Raw genomic sequence first — 18588 nt, 5'->3', positions numbered from 1 at the left:
ATTGAAAGGGGCCGGGACAAACCGTTAGCTCGTGCCGGGTGCCACCATCGTGATGTTTTTCGGATTGATGAGCAATTTCAGATCGGACATTGCCGCCTGATCCGCCCCATATTCCTCCAAGTCATCGACTTTCCGGCGAACATCAAGGGCTTCGGAGCGTGTCGACCGATACTGCCAGTCGGGGTCTTCGGTCTTGGCAAACAAGACCTTGGCGCTGAAGGTTATGCTGCTTTTGGCAAACGATGCCGAGTTGAGATACAGCCCTTCCGGGGGAGCCGACGTCTCTTCAATTCAGGCGCGATACCGGCAGCGCGCAGCCCCGCCCCCTCAGGACACCATGACCGTAGGCATCCCAAACATGAGTGAGCGATCCGGCCATGATCGGACTACCGCCGGGTTATCTAGCGCGGTTCATCCGCGACGGACGACCGAGAAGCGTGCCGCCGCTTGATCGCCGCCATCTATCGCTGCTCTTCGACGTTGAAGAGACGGAGTTCGGTGCCGATGGTCCGCGGCGGGTCGAAAATATTGCCGATCGGCGGAACGCGGAGCAGGTTCAATATCAAACGGGAATTACAATGTTGAGCGACCATATCGACTATTTCCGCCAGCGGGCGGCGCAGGAGCTGATAATTGCGAACGAGTGCACCGACCCGGTGACCGCGGCGATCCATCGCCGAATGGCGCAGGAATACTCGCGGCGGGTACGCGAGGCGGGATCAACTCTGCGAATCGTTGTAGACCAATAGATAGGCAGGGCGGGCGGTGACCGCATACCGGCACAATTTTCCGGGGACGGAACATCTTGCGGACGCGCCGCATATGGTTGGCTACCGCTGCCGCCTTTGCACCGCCAATGATCCCGACGGCGTGATCGAGCAGCTTGCCGCCGATCTATGGGATGGCCGCCGCAACCGGCATCTTGATGATCGTTCATGGGCGCAGGCGGGGGAATACTGGCAGCGCACGCTTCGCGAGTTCGTTTCGACGGCGGTAAGTTCGCTCAGCCATCCGAATGCCGAACCAATGAGCGATGGCTGAGGCCAGGAAAACATGGCGTCCCGCTCGAACGACTGGGAATCGGAGTGCGGGACGCCAAGGAGTTTGCGTATTGCAGGAGGGCCCTAGTGTAACGGTCAGCCAGCGTCACGGTCTTAATTTAGATCATTCGACGGACGCGATTTGTCCACAATTATCACGCCTTGCTCACCCGGCAGATGAAGTTGCATCATAAACAAGGATTCTGACCTGTCCGCTTTACCTGAGCGCCAGAAGGCGTTCCGCGCATCGTGGAACCACGGCGACGTGATCGACGAAGCTTCACACCGGACCGCAGACGAACTCGATGCGATCATCACCCAAGCTGAGTTTGACCTGATTACCTGACCCGCGACTAGCCGCTTATGTTAAGGTCAGATTTGGTCGAATTCGTCGCCGCAGAGATTGGTAGCCCGACGGTGGCGGATGATATGGTGAAATGTCTTTTCTCGACGATGGTCGCGCATTTTGAAAAGGGCGGCCGCGTCGAGCTTCGCAAGTTTGGTTCGTTCAGCGTGAGATCGTATCGCGGGCGGAACGCGAGGAACCCTGCGACCGGCGAATTTGTAACGGTTTCGCCCAAGTGCCGGGTTCATTTCAAGCCAAGTCGTCAACTCACGGCATCGCTAGCAGCAGGCGCTGCTTTAGCGTGACACTTAGGGGCGAGAAGCTGGACGGCTGCCAGCAGGGCGCGATTGAAGCGGATCGCCGTCACTCAGTCCTTACCATTCTGCGTAGTATGTCGTTCGCGCCATTTGGAATAGCATTCTTCATCGCTGTGCTGCTGGAATTTGGTCGATGACGGATGAGATCGAAGGCGATTGGCGGATGCTGATCGAAGATGAGGCGCTGGGCGCGGAAACGACAATATACTCATTCCGCGACGGTATGGTGATCGACCCAAACCGCGAGTCAGTAGGTTCATATGAGGCTTCCGACGACGGGCGTTATCTCATCACCATTGGCGGGATGGCCTGCAGCGTGAGCGCTGGGGCGAGTGGCACGATCGAGACGCTCACGGGATCAATCGATCAGGGCGAATGGTCCGACCCGGTGACGTTCCTTAGGATGCGGTTCGACGTGCGAGCGCCCGACCATCTCGACGGAGCCTAGGGTTTCAAGGTGCAATCGCGCAACGCTCCAGCACGAGGCTGACCCAGATTGCGATGAATTGCGGTGGGAGACGGACCCTCTATTGCACTTCGCCGTTGAGACTTCCGCACGAGCGGCGCTCGCGCCCCACCCAGTTGGAGGAAGCATTATGGGCTTGTTCACGAAAGACATCGCCACGTTCGACGACCTGTTCCTTCACCAGTTGCAGGACGTGTACTACGCCGAGCACCAAATCACGAAGGCGCTGCCGAAGATGGTCCACAAGGCTACCGATGCGGGCCTGAAGCAGGGCTTCCAAACCCATCTGAAAGAAACCGAAGGTCAGATCGAGCGGCTGGATCGCGTGTTTGATCTGCTCGGGGAGAAGCCGAAGGCAGTCACGTGTCCGGCGATCGACGGCATCATTAAGGAAGCCAACGAAGTTGCTGGCGACATCTCCGACAAGGCAGTGCTTGATGCCGCGCTGATCGCTTCAGCCCAAGCGGTCGAGCATTACGAAATCACGCGCTATGGCACGCTGGTCACATGGGCCGGGCAATTGGGCCGCCCGGACATCGCAAAGCTCCTTCAAGAGACGCTCGACGAGGAATATGCGACCGATGACAAGCTGACCGCGATGGCGAAGGCGAAGGTCAACCCGAAGGCCGAAGCGGTCACGGCCTGATCGACCGGGGGCGGCCGTTCCCGGGGAAGGCCGCTCCCGTGTCACCCGCGCATCCGCCTCATTCACCGTCGCCAGTCGTACCTCGATCGCGGCAACCATGCGGTATGACGATCGCCGCTATCCAAAATTCGGCGCATTCTAAAAATGCAAGGCCGCCGCAGGGGGGAGCCGCGACGGGCCTAAGTGCATCGCTGGAACAGCTTTAATGGTCGCAGCGCACGACAGCTCCAGACGCTCGGTTTATGTTGTACCGATTGAGCCACAATCTCGCATCATCTTGTGCCTTTCGTAGTTGATGACCTGAGGATTAGAGCGATAGCGCAGGCATACAACCAGCCTTTGGTCGTCGAGGCTGAAGGTGGAGACCCTCACGTTGATGGTCTTGGCGGCGTGACAATGTCTCTAACACCTGAAGCGGCGGCTGAGATGTCGGCGCGGCTTGCGCGTGTCGCGGTCGCGACGGCAGGACAGATCGTCACGCGTCGTGGCTCTCGGCGCGTCGATCTGCCAAGCGCGCGATAGCTCGTACGGCCCCGGGCTTGGAACATCGGTAAGTGGCAGTTCGCTTTGCGGCAATGCCTACTCGTTTGCTTTTCGCGTACAGTTTGATCGTCGTGCTATTGGTCAGCGTGGGGATGGGGTTAGCCGTTTGGTATCGCCAAAAACGCAAGCGGCGTCAAAATCGACCACGCCGCCCTCCTGCAAAATTCTAGGAGGCGCGGCGGTGCATCTGTCAGGTAGTAACCTCAATTGAGACGCCGCCCGAGCTAATAATCTTCAGACGGTTCCTCCGACGCGTTGATTGGTTGAGCAGCTTAAGCAGCCATCTCCAGTCCTCAAGCCACCGCGCGGACATTAAGCCGACCGCAATGCTGGCCGCCACGCCGACGATCGGGTAGCCCAACCGCATCGCACCCCCGACACAGATCATCTGCCAAAGGTAGATGCTGTAACTAGCGCGCCCCAACGCGACCAACGCTCGCGAAACCCGTATGTGCGGCGGCTCGTACCCTTGAAGCGCGACGAGTGCGCCGAGCGCGAAGAATGCCGCCGTTCCAACCATTACCGCGGGATGACCTACCGCGGCCCACACCGTGAAGAAACCGACAGCCATCGCGAAGAGGATCAAACGTCTGAACCGACCCGCCGCCATAATAGCGGGCCAAACGGCATACGCTTGAAACTCTACCGCAATCGACCACAGGTGGCCGACATGGCCATGCCCAGAGGCTCCGCCAAAAGCTATTAGCACGTCAGATCCGCCGAGGAAGTGCCAGGGGTAACCCGCCATATCGCGCCCTTGAGCTTCCGCGATGATGAGGTTCGCGACGAGGTAGATGTAGAAGGGCGGGATCAAGCGTACGGCGCGCCGCTGCCAAAATGTAATCGGTCGCATACCGTCCCGCATTTGTCGGGTGATGAGATACCCGGACAGCGCGAAGAAAATCGGAACGCCGATCCAACCGATAGAGAGATAGTTCGCATGGAATAGAAGCACAGCAACCGCCGCGACGCCGCGGGCCGCGTCAATCGAGCTGTTTCTCTGCATCTCGGGCGCGTGCGCCTATCGGCTCTCGGTAGCAAGCGGAACCGCGAGCAGCGCGCTCATCCTTGTTGACGCTAAGTCTGCGAAGATGGCGGCAACTGGATGATCCGCTGCCACAGCTCGATCGGGACCATCGCACCGCGAGCGCAACTGGCGGCACCTGCAACCGGGATCGCCGCGATTACCCGCGCATCCGCCTCACCAACCGCCGCCAGTCGTCTTCCGTTTTCGGCCCCCGGTTCGGCAATTTCGGCAGATCGAAAGACAACGCGTACCTGTATGACCTTGCCCTGCAGCGCACACATCGCAGATGGCCGAGGAGGTAGATTATCATCTTGTCCCAGCGCATTACGAAGAAATAGCGTTCCAGTGTCTCCCGGTCGATCGTGCCCTTATGGCCGCACCGGCCCGCATAGCTGCCGTGGGCCTCCGCCATGAACGAAGGTCAGGTTTGGGGAAGAGGCTGAGCCCGCCTGAACGTCTGAGATTGGGTCAAATTCGTGATTGCCAATCACCGCCGTGATTGAAAAATGAGTGCTTTAGATTGAGCAGCGTCTGTGCGTTTCCGTGCGTGATCGCCGCCTTCTCCGCCGCCGTCAAATGGAGCCGGTCGAGCGCGTTCAGCGTCCGTGCCAGCGAGAACTGAGGATAGTCGGACCCGAGCAAGACATGGTCGATGCCGACGTTGCGAATGGTCCAGACAAACTCGTCGGCGATTGGAGAGCCGGCGGCTAAGGTCACGGTCGCCGAAATGTCGAAATAGATGTTGTCGCCGAACAAACCCTCGGCCGTTCGCGCGAGCTTCAGCACGTTCCAGAAGCGGAAATTCATACCGCCAAGGTGAGCGAACAGGAATTTGGTCTTGGGTGCCCGCAGTGCGAGGTTGAACAGTTTCTCGCTGTCGCCGGGCAGAATGTTGGCGTTGTCCATCATTACGATGACGCTCAGTTCCCCGGCGCGCCGGACTAGTGCCAGCACACGCGGATCGGCCGCATCGAATAGCTGAGTATGGGGATGGATTTTGATCACCCTGATGCCAAGACCGGCGACGCGCTGCAGCTCGGCGAGAGCTGCCGCACCGTCATAGGGATGGACAGTCGCGATAGGGAGCATTTCTGAGTGTCTGGCGGCTAGTGCCAGTAGCGCGTCGTTGCTGGCGCGGATGCGAACTGGCTGTCCCGCCAGCGCCTGATTGGGCCCACCAAACCACATTCCGCCGAAACCGGTCACTGTCTTGCAGTCCGCCTTAATCTGCTCCTCGTACTCGCGCAGCGACTGCTCGCCGTTCCAGAGATGGACGTGGTTGTCGAACACCTGCGCTTGCGCTGCCGGCGTGACGAGCAGAAGCGCCGTGGCGAGGATCGATCTGAACTTCATGCCGCCTCCAAGCCGTTGGTTGTGACGCCGTCGTTGCCGTCGCCGTCAGCCTACGAGGCGGGAGGCCGGTGTAAACGCGTTTTGCGCCCGCTCCACCCGCCTGGGTGGAATGCCTGAGCCGGCTGTAAGTCCAGATGAACGGGCGGCCGGTTTGGGGAAATGCTTTCGGGCCTAGCTGAGTGTCTGCAATTGGGTCGCAACCGCCAGCTTCCGCCCGTTAGGCAACGACCGGCACCCGCCCCGTCCGCAACGCTTGCTTCATTGCACCGCTCAGATGATCATTGCCACATGCATGCCGGAGCCGCTCCTCTCCTAGACATCGTGTTCGAGGCGGCGGTAATCGAGTGGCGTGGGCCCGCTCCCTTCTACTTCGTCGCCATACCTTCCGAGCATCTCGGTGAGGTAAGCTATGCCGCGCGTGAGGCGAGCTACGGCTGGGGCTGCGTTCCGGTCACGGCCAGTATCGCCAGCGCATCGTTCGAAACCTCGCTTTTCCCGAAGGACGGCGGCCATCTGCTACCGCTGAGGGCTGCGGTGCGGGTGCAGGCCGGTATCGCGCCCGGCGATAACGTTTGCGTTCGCATGCGCATCGCCCGCGTCGGTGCCTAACGGTCAGGCCGGGAGGAGCGGCTGTGGCATCAACAAACCGCATGAACGAGTGACCAAAATGGGGAAGCCGATAGGATAGCGTAAACGTCTTCTCCTGGGTCACCCTTGCTAGATTGCCGGGCCCTATTGAGTTCAGACCGTGGCTATCAGCAGTACCCGCCTGAACGCTCGCCGCGACGAATGGTTGATCTTTGGTTCTAGCAGCCGTTCGGGGCAGTAATTGACCTAATGAGAGGCCGCGGTCCCCCGGAAGTAAGCTGGACGAGGGCTCTACCATTGCAGCGCATTCCAGGGGCTGCGTAGCGATACGTTACTCGATAGCTTCCACGCCCAGCGGGTGTGATACTTGTCAGTCGCAACGGGTCGGGCAACCGTCCGTAGAAGCGGGTGATTGCGTCGGCAGATTAGGTGCGGCTGGACCTTTCTTCCGGGATGATCTGCGCCGATGCCACGTCGCCTCAGCCAGTGCCGAGAGCATTATAAAAGGTCCGTACCGTATCCTCACCCACTGACGCGGCGACGGCCTGAGGCTCAGTTGCGTTCGCGACCTTCCGCGGGTCCGGTACTCTCGTCTGAGGGGAAAGCGCCGAGAGTACTACCTCCTCCGCCTCGCGATTTGTGCGTGGGCCGCCAATTTCTGAGAATGGAACTCGAGGAGAGACCTCTGACGGTCCGGTATCGGATGCTGCGAGCGAGGTCTTTGGGGATGTCGTATCGACCGCGGGGCGCGGGCGGTATGTCGCGTCAGACAGGTTGAACGCAGCAAGTTTGCTGACGATCGCCTCTTCGCCCGTCATGACGTAGACGAGGCCGCTCGCGTCTGCCGCGCCTTGGGCTGTGTACTCGATGTCCGCCGTCAGGCGGCGCTCGCCACCGAGCGCCTGTCCGGAACCGGGAGGAGCGTCAAGAATAAGACGCCCCTTGCAGCGTGTGAGGTCGAGGGTCGGATCCCAGTCTTTTACGATGGGCGCTTCCATCCTTACGAACGAAAAGGCTTCGAGCGTGTTTAGGTTGGTTCGATGGCTGCTTTGCGCGCGCGTCTGATCGAAAACGACGCGCTTCATGCGATCATAGGCTGTGCTCGATGCGCAGGCATCCTTATGCCGCTTTGCCTCAGCGCGAGTTTGTGCCGGCTCGGCAGGCTCGGTTTCCTTGAACTTGCCGCATGCGCCAACCGCAAGCGCAATCAGGAGAGACCATGTCGAGATGTTCCACGCAATCGTTGACCGATTCATTGCCACTCCAAAACGAACTAGTCCGTCCAACTTATCCGATCCGGCAAAGTTCAGGTGGTGCGCCAAACGCGCATGGCAACCTCTGACGTGACTGAAACGCTGGGGGCCAGAATAAGGGCTCGTGCTCCGGCGTACGTCCCTCAGCCTGTATCAGATACGTAGCGAGAGCAACGGGGCGCCTGGAAACATAAAAGTCCGACCGAGATGAGCTTGCGACCGTCGCCTGCACAGCAATGGACCGGTCGGCAAGGCTGCCGATCCGATCCATCACCATACGCTACGCCACGCTACTTAACTGAAGCTCTCAGGTGGTGAATCGCGAGCGGCGCGAACTGTGGCCCCCGTGACGGTACAGGATGTCGGTCACGGTTTCGGCCGGGACCGTATCGGCACTCGCTTCGACCGAGACCAGCACGCCTCCTCGACCAAGGTGATCGCCGTAATACCCGGCATCCTGCTCATCGACGCCGTGCTTGGTCAGCGTCTCGTTGAGCGTTCCAGCCGCAGCGCCGGCGGCCGCGCCGATTGCCATTGCGCCGGGGACTGCCGTCGCGGCAATCGCGCCGGCGGCGATCAACGGTCCGACGCCAGGAATGGCGAGGGCTGCGACACCAAGCCCGGCGCCAAGCGCGCCGCCGCCCAGGATGCCGCGCATGACGCTGCCATGGCCGTCGTCGGTAACGTCACCAACGCCGTCTGCAGTGCTGGTCACGCCGTCGTTCGTGGTCACGATGGACAAAGCGCGATCGGGCACGCCCGCCTGGCGAAGATCCGCGATGGCGCGATTTGCTTCTTCGGGGGTGTCAAAAACGGCCGAAGCTAGATTGGTGGTCATTGGATATTCTCCAGAGATCAACGCAGCGAACCGCGGCGAAAGAAGTTGATGATTGCGAGCAGCACGACCGCCCCTAGCAACGATACGAGGATCGACTGAATTGAGATCACTCCGCTGGTGATCGGCGCGCCGCCAATGAGCGGGGTCACGATGAACCCGGCGAGCAACGCGCCAACGATGCCGACAACGACGTTCAGCAGGATGCCTTGCTGGCCATCGGTGCGCATGATCATGCTGGCGACCCAGCCGATCAGCCCGCCGACGATAAGAAGGACGATGAGGCCCATGATAATTCCCTTCGCTTGATTGCGTGAAGGTTAAACCGCTGGCGGAATGCGAATGTTCAGATCAACGCGACCATCGTCCAGCGACGATTGGTGCAGACGTACCAAGTTGATTGGTACTGATCCGCGGAACAGTCGGCGCTTTCGCGCGCTTGAAGGGCATGTCGAACGCTGCAATCGCCGACCATCAGATCACGCTCCGTCATCTCGAGCAATTGATGGCGCAACTGCTCGACGGAGTGATATTGATCGACACGACTGGCGTTATTTTGAGCGCGAACGACGCGGCGCTGGGTATGCACGGCGCGCGCACGATCGAGGATCTGGGGAGAACAGCAGAGGAGTATGCACAGCGCTTCGCGCTGCGCACCCGCGAGAACCGGCCGATGCGGCATCGCGAGTATCCGCTGTTCCGGCTGCTCGCAGGAGAAAGTTTTCCCGACCTGATCGTCGAAGTCGCACCGGCGGGCGACGATGAGGTCCGTTGGGTGCATCAGGTGCGCGACGTCGTTACGAACGTCGATGGCGGTGAGGCCGATTTCCTTGCGCTGGTGATCAGCGATGTGTCCGAGCGGTTCGATGCCGAAGCGCGCTTTGCTGCGATGTTCAATGCTAATCCCGCCCCGGCGATCGTCGTGCGGCTGAGCGATCAGCGGATTGTCCAGGTCAATCCCGGGTTCGAGGCGTTGACCGGGTTTGCGCCCGAGCAGCTCGTCGGCAAATCGCTGTTCGGGCTCGATCTACTCGATGGACTTACCGAACCAGTTGCAGTGCGACGGCAAATCGAGGACGGCGCGGTCGTCACTCAGAGCGAGGCCGACCTACTCATTGCGGACGGATCGCGGCGCCTAGTGCTGTTCGCTGGCCAGCCGATCGACGTGACCGATGAGGACGCGCTCCTGTTAACCTTCGCTGATCTCGAACCGCGGCGGCAGGCCGAACGTGCGCTTTCCGCGAGCGAACATCACTTACAGGCGGTGTTCGAGATGGCACCGGTCGCCATGATGGTGACGCGTGAGGTCGATCATAGGATATCGAGCGTCAATGCGGCATTCCGCGAGCTGACGGAACATGGCAGCGCCGCCGCGATCGGGCGAACGACTGACGATTTGCAGCTATGGACGCAGGCTGAGCATCGCGCGGCGCTCGAGCGCCGATTGGCCGAACACAGCAGCGTCCGCAATGACGATGCCGTCCTTCAGTCCGCAAACGGCGCTCCGATCGATTGCCTCGTATCGGCGGAGACGATCAGCATGGACGGCGCGGCGTGCGTGCTCTGGGTGTTCCACAACGTGACCGAGCGTAAGCAGACCGAGCGTGAGCTTGCTGCCGCGATCGAGGAGGTAATGAAGGACACCAACTGGCTCAGTCACTCGATCCTCGACAAATTGGCGACGCTGCGTCGCCCCGAGACGCAGGCCCCGACGGCCGCCCTAAGCTCGCGCGAGCGCGAAATCCTCGAGTTCATCTGCGACGATCTGGACGACAACGCGATCGCCGAGCGATTGGCGCTCTCGCGCAACACGGTACGCAACCATGTCGCGCGTCTCTACGCCAAGATCGGCGTCAACCGCCGCAGCGGCGCAGTCGTGTGGGGGCGGGAGCGGGGGATTGGGAAGGCAGGCTGATGCTTGAGCGGCATGCAGTAAGGCTCAGTAACCTTGAAGAGGGGTCGCCCGCGAAGATTTATCATGCGGCGCCACATGCCGACCACGAAGACGACTATCCTGTCGGCAGCGGCATCTCAGAAAGCCTGGCACCCGACACAATTAGACAATGAGCGTATGGAGTGGAAAGCGAAGGCGGCGCGACTCATAACTACCATTGGGTCTTTCAGGCTTTGAGGCTAGCTGAACGATGTATCCCGTTCAGCATTGAGCACCCGCACGCGGTCGGTCAACTTCCCCGTAGTTCCAGTCAGGTTCCGACGGTGGGTCAGGCTCGCTAGGCGGAGGCGAATCTCATTTAGCGCCAAATTGTTTCGGACTGTCGCATACTCGGCGCTACCTAGAACGCTACCTTGCAAGGTGCCATAAGAGGAAGGCACCCGGCGAGCGGCTCTAAATGATTGATTTTGCTAAAAAATATGGTGGACGCACTTGGGCTCGAACCAAGGACCCGCTGATTAAGAGTCAGCTGCTCTACCAACTGAGCTATGCGTCCATGACCGTCGTGGAGGCCGGGAAAACGGCCGCCCCGTGATCGGGAAGGGCGCGGATAGCAGCGGGGGCGGGGAATGCAAACTCTTTTTACCCTCCAACACACGCCCTACCAGCGGCTCGCGCGGCGGTTGGTGCGGTCGATCGACATCAGAATCGCCAGGCACAGGCACACCGTCATCTGCGCCGATCCGCCGAAGCTGACCAGCGGCAGCGGGATGCCGACGACAGGGGCAAGCCCCATCACCATCATCAGGTTGATCGCAACGTAGAAGAAGATCGTCGTCGACAGCCCCGCCGCGGTCAGTTTCGCAAAGCGGCTGTCGGCGCGCACCCCCACGTTCACGCCCCAGCGGATGACGAGGAGGAACGCGGCGATGATGAAGATGCCGCCCGCCAGCCCCCATTCCTCCGCCATCGTCGCAAAGACGAAATCGGTATGTCCTTCAGGGAGATAGTCGAGATGGCTCTGCGTGCCGTTAAGGAACCCCTTGCCAAAGATGCCGCCCGATCCGATCGCGATCTTCGACTGGCTGATATGGTATCCGGTGCCCAGCGGGTCGCTTTCGGGATCCATGAAGATCAGCACGCGGTTGCGCTGGTAATCGTGGAGCAGGAAATTCACCGCCAGCGGCGCGGCGACCGCCAGGCTGAGCGCGCCGCCGACGAACAGCCGGAGTGGAACGCCCGCCAGGAACACCACCGTCACGCCACCCGCCGCGATCATCAGCGCCGTGCCCAGGTCGGGCTGCAGCATCACCAGACCCGCGGGAATGCCGACCAGCAGCACGGCCGGCCACAACCCGCCGATCCGCCGGGTCTGGTTCGGCGGCAGCATATCGTAGAAGCGTGCTACGGCCAGCACGATGCCGACCTTCATCAATTCGGACGGCTGCAACCTGATGAACCCGAGATCAAGCCAGCGCTGCGCCCCGCCGCGCACCGCGCCGAGCAGTTCGACCAGCACCAGCAGCACCAGGATGACGACGTAGGCGGGCAGCGCCGCCTGCCGCCAGACCTCCTCGCGCAGCCGCGATAGCACCACCGCGCCGCCCAGGAACACGAAAAAGCGCACCGCCTGCGGCAACGCCCACGGCCTGAGACTCCCGCCCGCCGCCGAATACAGCACGACCAGCCCGAAACAGCCGATCGCCAGCACCGTCAGCAGCAGCCGCCACGGCAGCCGGGCGAGCGGAGCGGGAACGATCGAGCTGTGCCGCATCACTCGAACCCCGGATCGTGCGAACCGACGCTCGCCGGACCCGCGCCGTTCGCAATATCGCCGACGACCGCCTCCTGCGACGCATTGGAGGCGTCGGTCGCGCGCTCCACGGCGGGCGCGTCGGTCGCGCCGGGCGCGTCGGTTTCGGTCGCCACCGCCTGCACCGGCGGGGGCGCATTTTCCGCCACGCGATACGCTTCCGCGGTCGCCGCCATGCGCGTGCGGATGTCGCCGCCCCACGTCGGTTCGTATTCGGCAAGCGATTTCAGCGCGCGGTCGCGGTCGAGCAGATAGGTGAAGATGTCGCGCGCGATCATCGGCGTATCAAGGTTTTGGATGAGATGCCCGTTATGCTCCAGCACGATCCCGACGGCATAGCGCGGGTTTTCGGTCGGGCCGAACGCGATGAACAAGGCGTGGTCGCGCAGTTTGAACGGCAATTGCCGGTTGTTCAGCACGCCGCCCGCGCGCTCGGCCATCGTGATGCGGCGAACCTGCGCGGTGCCGGTCTTCGCGCTGATCGTCATGCCCGGAATCTGCAGCCGCGACATGCCCGCGGTGCCGCCGTCGTTGACCACCGCGAACATCGCGTCGCGAATGCGCGCCAGATTTTCCGCGCTCGACGACAATAAAGGCGCGTCGCGACGCACCTTGTTCACCAGCAGGCTCGGCTGCAGCGCGCGGCCCGATGCGATCCGCGCCGCCATCACCGCCAGCTGCAGCGGATTGGCCAGCACATAGCCTTGGCCGATCGATGCGTTCATCGTGTCGGCGACGGTCCAATCGTCCTTGTATTTCTTCAGCTTCCAGGCGCTGTCTGGCACGGTGCCGTAACGCTGGCTGTTGTACGGCAGGTCGAATTTCTCACCCAGCCCCAGCGACCGCGCGACCGGCGCGATCGCGTCATATCCCACGCGCCGCGCCATTTCGTAGAAATAGATGTCGCAGCTCTGCGCCACCGCGCGCCGCATATTGATCCCGCCGTGCCCGCCGCGTTTCCAGCAATGGAACACGCCGCTGCCGACCCGCAGCGCGCCCGAACAACTGACGCTGGCGTTCGGATCGACCCCCGCCTCCAGCAGCGCCAGCGCGTTCATCGGCTTGACCGTCGATCCCGGCGGATACAGTCCCTGCAGCACCTTATTCATCAGCGGAACGTGATCGTCGTCGCTCAGCATCTTCCATTCGAGATGGCTGATCCCGTCGGAAAAGCTGTTCGGATCATAGGCCGGCATCGACACCATCGCGAGGATCTCACCGGTCAGCGTGTCGATCACCACCGCGGAGCCCGAATTGGTCCCCAGCCGCCGCGCGATATATTCCTGCAGCCCGACGTCGATCGTCAGCCGCTGGGTCTGCCCCGGCACGTCGGGCCGCGTGGCGAGTTCGGCGACCAGTTTCCCGCGCGCAGTGACCTCGACCCGCTTCGCCCCGGCCTGCCCGCGCAGCTCGGTTTCCATCGTCTTTTCAAGTCCATCCTTGCCAAGCTTGAAACCGGGTGTGACGAGCAATTGCTCCTTCGTTTCCTTGAATTGCTCGGCCGTCGCCGCCCCGACATAGCCGGTCAGATGCGCCACCGCGGCCCCCGCGGGATAGTTGCGCGCAAAGCCGCGCGTCGGCGCGACGCCGGGCAATTCGGGCTGGCGCACCTGCACCGCCGCAAAGCGTTCCCAATCGACATTGTGCGCGACCTGCACCGGTTGGAACCCCGCCGCCTTCTTCAGATCGGCGCGAATGCGCAGCAGATCCTCGGGTGTCAGCGCCAGCAATTGCTGGAGCAGCGCCAGCGTCTTGTCCTCGTCACGCAGCCGGTCGGGGATGATGTCGACGCGGAAATCGGTGCGATTGTCCGCGATCGGGCGGCCGTGCCGGTCGACGATCCACCCGCGCCGCGGCGGGATCAGCGTCAGGTTGACGCGATTGCTCTCGCTCAGCAGGTTGTAATGCTCGTTCTCGGCGATCGACAGCCAGCCCATCCGTCCGATCAGCAGTGCGCCGACGCCCAGTTGCGCGGTGCCGAGCAGCCACGCGCGCCGCGAGAACGTGTAACCCTGCTGCGCCTCGGTCGCGATTCGTTGCTGGCGCATCTGTCGCAGCCCTCAGTCGACGTCGCGTTTGCGGTCGATCCACGCGACGATGCGGGCGGCGACGGGGAAGAGCAGGATCGAGATCACGATCTGCACTATTAACACGCTATCGACGTGCGCGCCGAGGGGGGATGCGAAAATTCGCCCGCCGATCAGGCACAAGGCGATGCCCGCCGCGGCGATCGCCCAATCCTGCAGGAAATCGCGGAACATCGTCCGCTGGTCGAACAGGTCGATCAGGAAGAAGGCCAGCGTCCACAGCAATACCGCACTGCCCAGCGGCTGACCGCTCACCAGGTCGTCGAAAAACCCCAGCAAAGCGGGGGCCCAGCGCCTTAGCGCCAGCGGTGCGAGCAACCGCCACGCCAGCAGCATGAGCAGTCCGCACGGCGGCAACAGCGCAAACGTCGCCGCGACGGGGATCGCCGTCACCAACGATCCCGCCATCACGCTGACCCACGGGACCAGCCGCGCGCGCGTCGGCGGCAGCGTCGGCGCAAACTCCTTGCGCGGCGCGGCGCTCACGGCGCGCTTCCCTCCGGTGGCGCGGCGCGCGGCGACAGGGTGGGCATGAACGCGCGGCTGACGATCGCGAAGTCGAACGTGTCGGCGCTGGCGAAAGGTTGCGCCGGGGCCGAATCGCTGCCCGTCGCGCGCACCTCCGCCACCAGCACCCCCGGCGCGAAGATGCCGCCGGTGCCGGACGTGACGAACCGGTCGCCGGGCCGCAGCTTCGCGTCGGCGGTATAGACCGAGCGGATGTCGATCAGCCCGTCGCCGCGTCCGGCCGCCAGCGCAGGCATTCCGTCACTGATGCGCTTCACCGGCACGACGCTTTCGGGATCGGTCAGCAACAGGACGCGCGCGGTGTTCGGCCCGGTTTCGATGATCCGCCCGATCAGCCCGTCGGGGCCGCGCACCGGTTGTCCCGGCTCCACGCCCTGCCAGCGGCCCGCGTTCAGCACCCCGAAGCGCCGGGTGCTCGACGCGCTGGAACTGACGATACGCGCGGTCGCGACCGCCCCGGCATCCGCCTCGCGCAGCTTCAGCAGCCCGCGCAGCCGCCGGTTGTCGCGCACGATGATCCGCGCCTGCACCAACGCGTCATGCGTGCGCTTCACCTCGGCGCGCAGTTGCTCGTTCTCGCCATGGACGCGGAAATAGGTGCCGATCGTCTCGGGGATCGACACGATGCCGCGCACCACCGCCGACACGCCCGACGAAACCGGCGCGGTCACTTCGGTCGCCGCCGACCGGAATGCCGCGAACGCTGGCGGATTGAAGGCGGACAGCGCGAGCAGCACCGCACCGACCACCGCGCCCGCGATGGCCAGGACATAGCTGACGAACAGCGAATATTGCGCCCGACGCGAGAAACCCGGACGCCGGTCCCGCGACGGCGCCATCTGCTGTCAGCCTTCTATCAGCCGTTGAGGAGGACGCCGCGGTAGATCGGATCCTCCAATGCACGGCCGGTGCCCAGCGCAACGCAGGTGAGGGGGTCGTCCGCCACCGTCACGGGCAATCCCGTCTCGTCGCGCAGCACCTCGTCCAGCCCCTGCAGCAACGCGCCGCCGCCGGTCAGCACGATGCCCTGATCGACGATGTCGGCCGCCAGCTCGGGCGCGGTATTCTCCAGCGCGACGCGGACACCCTCGACGATCGTCGCAACGGGCTCGGACAGCGCCTCGGCGATCTGCCCCTGGTTGATCTGGATTTCCTTAGGCACGCCGTTCACCAGGTCGCGGCCTTTGATGTGGATCGTCAGGCCGATGCCGTCGGCGGGCGGCTTTGCGCAGCCGACCTCCTGCTTGATCCGTTCGGCGGTCGCTTCGCCGATCAGCAGGTTGTGGTTGCGGCGGACATAGCTGACGATCGCCTCGTCCATCTTGTCGCCGCCGACGCGCACCGACGTGGTATAGGCAAGACCACGCAAGCTCAGCACCGCGACCTCGGTCGTGCCGCCGCCGATGTCGACCACCATCGACCCGATCGGTTCGGTCACCGGCATATCCGCGCCGATCGCCGCCGCCATCGGCTCCTCGATCAGGAACACCTGGCTCGCGCCCGCATTCGACGCGGCGTCGCGGATCGCGCGGCGTTCAACCTTGGTCGATCCCGACGGCACGCAGATCACGATTTCGGGCCAGCGCATGAAGCGGCGCTGGCCGTGCACCTTGCGGATGAAATGCTTGATCATCTCCTCGGCGACGTCGATGTCCGCGATCACGCCGTCGCGCAAAGGTCGGATGGCTTCGATGTTGCCCGGCGTCTTGCCCATCATCAATTTGGCGTCGTCGCCGACCGCCTTCACGCGCTTCACGCCGTTGATCGTCTCGACCGCCACGACCGACGGCTCGTTCAGCACGATGCCGCGACCGCGCAGATAAACCAGTGTGTTGGCGGTCCCGAGGTCGATCGCCATGTCGTGCGACATGAATTTGAAGAAGCGCGAGAAAAATGCCATTTGACCGTGGATTCCGTACCCGTTGGCCGGGACGTCCCGGCAGATAACGACACTTATACCGCCGCCCCGCCGCGCGCCGAATCTTCGCGGTTCAGATGAAACGTCGCACGGGGTCGCGGGATGGCTGCGCTTGGTCTAGGGCTTGCCCTGTGTCAATACGCCGCCTCCCTTCGCATCTGGTCAACCGCATCGCCGCCGGTGAAGTGGTCGAAAGACCGGCCAGCGCGTTGAAGGAACTGGTCGAAAACGCGATCGATTCAGGCGCATCACGCATCGCGGTGGCGCTGTCCGAGGGCGGTCTGACGCGGATCGAGGTGGTCGACGACGGCTGCGGGATGAGCCCCGAAGACATGACCTTGGCGCTCGAACGTCACGCGACGTCGAAACTTCCCGATGAGGCGATCGAATCGGTCGTGACCTTGGGTTTTCGCGGTGAGGCATTGCCCTCGATCGCCAGCGTCGCGCGGTTGACCCTGGAAAGCCGCCCGCGCGGGGCGGATGGGTGGTCGCGCGTCGTCGACAATGGCGACGTGGTGCGCGAAGGCCCCGCCGCGTTGCCGCCCGGGACACGCGTATTGGTCGAGGAACTGTTCGCCCGCGTCCCCGCCCGCCGCAAATTCCTCCGCTCCGCCCGCAGCGAATATGCCGCCTGCCTCGACGCGGTGAAGCGGCTCGCGATGGCGCGCCCCGACATCGCCTTCACGGTCGACCATGACGGGCGGCGGGTATTGGCCACGCTGCAGGCGGAGGACCGGCCGGGCAGGGTGGCCGCGCTGGTCGATCGCCAGCTCGCCGACAATTCGGTCGCGATCGATCTGGTGCGTGACGGTGTGACGCTGGGCGGGGTGGCGGGCCTGCCGACCTTCCACCGCGGCGTCGCCGATCATCAATATCTGTTCGTCAACGGCAGGCCTGTGAAGGACCGCCTGCTGATCGGCGCGATCCGCGGCGCTTATGCGGAAATGATGCCGCGCGACCGGCACGCGGTGGTAGCGCTTTTCCTCGATGTGCCCGGCGGCGAGGTCGACGTCAACGTCCACCCCGCCAAGACCGAAGTCCGCTTCCGCGACCCGGCGATGATCCGCGGCATGATCGTCTCCGGCCTGCGCCGCGCGCTCGACGCCGCGGGCCACCGCGTCGCGCACCGCGCGGCACCCGATGCGCTCGCGATGTGGCGTCATGGTGATCTCCCGCACACCTCGGCGCCAATATCGGATGCCTATGCGTCGACATCCGCCAACATCCACGCGGTGTATGAACCGCGCCCGACCTTCTTCGCGCCCCCGCCACAGGCCCGCGCCGAACCCGCTTACGCACAACCATCGCCAACATCCGATTTTCCCTTGGGCGTCGCCCGCGGGCAGGTCGCCAAAACCTATATCGTCGCGGAGGCAGACGACGGCCTGATCATCGTCGATCAGCACGCCGCCCACGAACGGCTCGTCCTCGAACGGATGCGCGCCGCGCTGATCGGGGGCAGGGTCGCGACGCAGGCGCTGCTGCTGCCCGAGGTGGTCGAACTCGACGAACCCGCCTGCGACCGACTGGAGGTGCGGATCGCCGAACTCGCTGAATTCGGTCTGGAACTCGAACGCTTCGGCCCCCGCGCGATCCTCGTCCGCGCCACGCCCGCCTTGCTCGGACAGGCCGACCCGACCGGCCTCGTCACCGATCTCGCCGACGAACTCGCCGCCTATGACGAAGCGTTGAGCCTCAAGGAACGGCTGGACGCGGTCGCCGGCACGATGGCCTGCCACGGCTCGGTCCGCGCCGGGCGCATCCTGTCGGTGACTGAAATGAACGCCCTCCTGCGCGAAATGGAGGCCACGCCCCACTCCGGCCAGTGCAACCACGGCCGCCCGACCTGGGTAAAGCTTTCAAGTTCGGACTTGGAAAAGCTTTTCGGTAGAAAATAAAACAACTTAAGCGAAATCTGAAAAACCGCGAGCCGT

The 18588-nt window shown here is 63.2% G+C and carries 19 protein-coding genes and 1 tRNA gene; 8 read left to right on the top strand and 12 right to left on the bottom strand.

Annotated features, from left to right (window positions below; all coding sequences use genetic code 11):
- Positions 1-24: 24 nt before the first annotated feature.
- Positions 25-204, bottom strand: coding sequence for a hypothetical protein (locus M0208_RS02740; protein WP_258890203.1), 180 nt, complete (start codon positions 202-204; stop codon positions 25-27).
- Positions 205-362: 158 nt separating this feature from the next.
- Between M0208_RS02740 and M0208_RS02735 the strand changes: the two genes are divergently transcribed.
- From M0208_RS02735 to M0208_RS02715, 5 genes are all read left to right on the top strand, one after another.
- The gene (locus tag M0208_RS02735) at positions 363-749 is read left to right on the top strand and encodes a hypothetical protein (protein WP_258890202.1); all 387 of its coding nucleotides are present in this window, start codon (positions 363-365) and stop codon (positions 747-749) included.
- A gap of 121 nt (positions 750-870) precedes the next feature.
- Positions 871-1041: a hypothetical protein gene (locus tag M0208_RS02730; RefSeq protein WP_258890201.1), complete on the top strand. Its 171-nt coding sequence runs from the start codon at positions 871-873 to the stop codon at positions 1039-1041.
- A gap of 362 nt (positions 1042-1403) precedes the next feature.
- On the top strand, positions 1404-1691 hold the full coding sequence (locus M0208_RS02725) for an HU family DNA-binding protein (RefSeq protein ID WP_258890200.1): 288 nt from the start codon (positions 1404-1406) through the stop codon (positions 1689-1691).
- 145 nt (positions 1692-1836) lie between these two features.
- Positions 1837-2151, top strand: a complete 315-nt coding sequence (locus M0208_RS02720) for a hypothetical protein (RefSeq protein ID WP_258890199.1) — start codon at positions 1837-1839, stop codon at positions 2149-2151.
- A gap of 148 nt (positions 2152-2299) precedes the next feature.
- Positions 2300-2815 (top strand): ferritin-like domain-containing protein, encoded by a 516-nt coding sequence (locus tag M0208_RS02715; RefSeq protein ID WP_258890198.1) that lies wholly within the window; start codon positions 2300-2302, stop codon positions 2813-2815.
- Positions 2816-3548: 733 nt separating this feature from the next.
- Here M0208_RS02715 and M0208_RS02710 read toward each other — a convergent pair.
- Together M0208_RS02710 and M0208_RS02705 are read right to left on the bottom strand one after the other, a co-directional pair.
- Entirely contained in the window at positions 3549-4364 is an 816-nt protein-coding gene (locus M0208_RS02710; protein WP_258890197.1) for an acyltransferase, read from the bottom strand.
- A 489-nt stretch (positions 4365-4853) separates the two neighbouring features.
- Positions 4854-5738, bottom strand: coding sequence for an amidohydrolase family protein (locus M0208_RS02705; protein ID WP_258890196.1), 885 nt, complete (start codon positions 5736-5738; stop codon positions 4854-4856).
- Between the two features lie 288 nt (positions 5739-6026).
- On the opposite strand from M0208_RS02705, the gene M0208_RS02700 reads away from it, so the two are divergent.
- Complete coding sequence (locus M0208_RS02700; protein WP_258890195.1) at positions 6027-6347, top strand: DUF1905 domain-containing protein; 321 nt, start codon at positions 6027-6029, stop codon at positions 6345-6347.
- Positions 6348-6805: 458 nt separating this feature from the next.
- Here the strand turns inward: M0208_RS02700 and M0208_RS02695 are convergent, their stop codons facing one another.
- The 3 genes from M0208_RS02695 to M0208_RS02685 form a co-directional block, all read right to left on the bottom strand.
- The gene (locus M0208_RS02695) at positions 6806-7582 is read right to left on the bottom strand and encodes a hypothetical protein (RefSeq protein WP_258890194.1); all 777 of its coding nucleotides are present in this window, start codon (positions 7580-7582) and stop codon (positions 6806-6808) included.
- Between the two features lie 304 nt (positions 7583-7886).
- Positions 7887-8417: a hypothetical protein gene (locus tag M0208_RS02690; RefSeq protein WP_258890193.1), complete on the bottom strand. Its 531-nt coding sequence runs from the start codon at positions 8415-8417 to the stop codon at positions 7887-7889.
- 17 nt (positions 8418-8434) lie between these two features.
- Complete coding sequence (locus M0208_RS02685; RefSeq protein ID WP_258890192.1) at positions 8435-8704, bottom strand: GlsB/YeaQ/YmgE family stress response membrane protein; 270 nt, start codon at positions 8702-8704, stop codon at positions 8435-8437.
- Positions 8705-8862: 158 nt separating this feature from the next.
- On the opposite strand from M0208_RS02685, the gene M0208_RS02680 reads away from it, so the two are divergent.
- Positions 8863-10329: a PAS domain S-box protein gene (locus tag M0208_RS02680; protein ID WP_258890191.1), complete on the top strand. Its 1467-nt coding sequence runs from the start codon at positions 8863-8865 to the stop codon at positions 10327-10329.
- Between the two features lie 459 nt (positions 10330-10788).
- Here M0208_RS02680 and M0208_RS02675 read toward each other — a convergent pair.
- From M0208_RS02675 to M0208_RS02650, 6 genes are all read right to left on the bottom strand, one after another.
- Positions 10789-10864: transfer RNA gene (locus tag M0208_RS02675), tRNA-Lys, on the bottom strand.
- A gap of 105 nt (positions 10865-10969) precedes the next feature.
- Positions 10970-12082: a rod shape-determining protein RodA gene (rodA, locus tag M0208_RS02670; RefSeq protein WP_258890190.1), complete on the bottom strand. Its 1113-nt coding sequence runs from the start codon at positions 12080-12082 to the stop codon at positions 10970-10972.
- A complete protein-coding gene (gene mrdA / locus M0208_RS02665) occupies positions 12082-14169 on the bottom strand; it encodes a penicillin-binding protein 2 (protein WP_258890189.1) in 2088 nt (695 codons plus the stop codon). The genes rodA and mrdA overlap by 1 nt, the downstream gene beginning before the upstream one ends.
- Positions 14170-14181: 12 nt before the next feature.
- Entirely contained in the window at positions 14182-14694 is a 513-nt protein-coding gene (locus M0208_RS02660) for a rod shape-determining protein MreD (RefSeq protein WP_258890188.1), read from the bottom strand.
- The gene (gene mreC, locus M0208_RS02655) at positions 14691-15575 is read right to left on the bottom strand and encodes a rod shape-determining protein MreC (protein ID WP_258890187.1); all 885 of its coding nucleotides are present in this window, start codon (positions 15573-15575) and stop codon (positions 14691-14693) included. Before mreC ends, M0208_RS02660 begins: the two co-directional genes overlap by 4 nt.
- Before the next feature lie 17 nt (positions 15576-15592).
- Positions 15593-16636 (bottom strand): rod shape-determining protein, encoded by a 1044-nt coding sequence (locus tag M0208_RS02650; RefSeq protein WP_258890186.1) that lies wholly within the window; start codon positions 16634-16636, stop codon positions 15593-15595.
- A 149-nt stretch (positions 16637-16785) separates the two neighbouring features.
- Between M0208_RS02650 and mutL the strand changes: the two genes are divergently transcribed.
- Complete coding sequence (mutL, locus tag M0208_RS02645) at positions 16786-18552, top strand: DNA mismatch repair endonuclease MutL (RefSeq protein WP_258890185.1); 1767 nt, start codon at positions 16786-16788, stop codon at positions 18550-18552.
- Positions 18553-18588 lie beyond the last annotated feature (36 nt).

The organism is Sphingomonas sp. SUN019 (assembly GCF_024758705.1).
GTDB lineage: Bacteria > Pseudomonadota > Alphaproteobacteria > Sphingomonadales > Sphingomonadaceae > Sphingomonas.
This window is presented reverse-complemented; position numbering and strand designations above follow the sequence as displayed.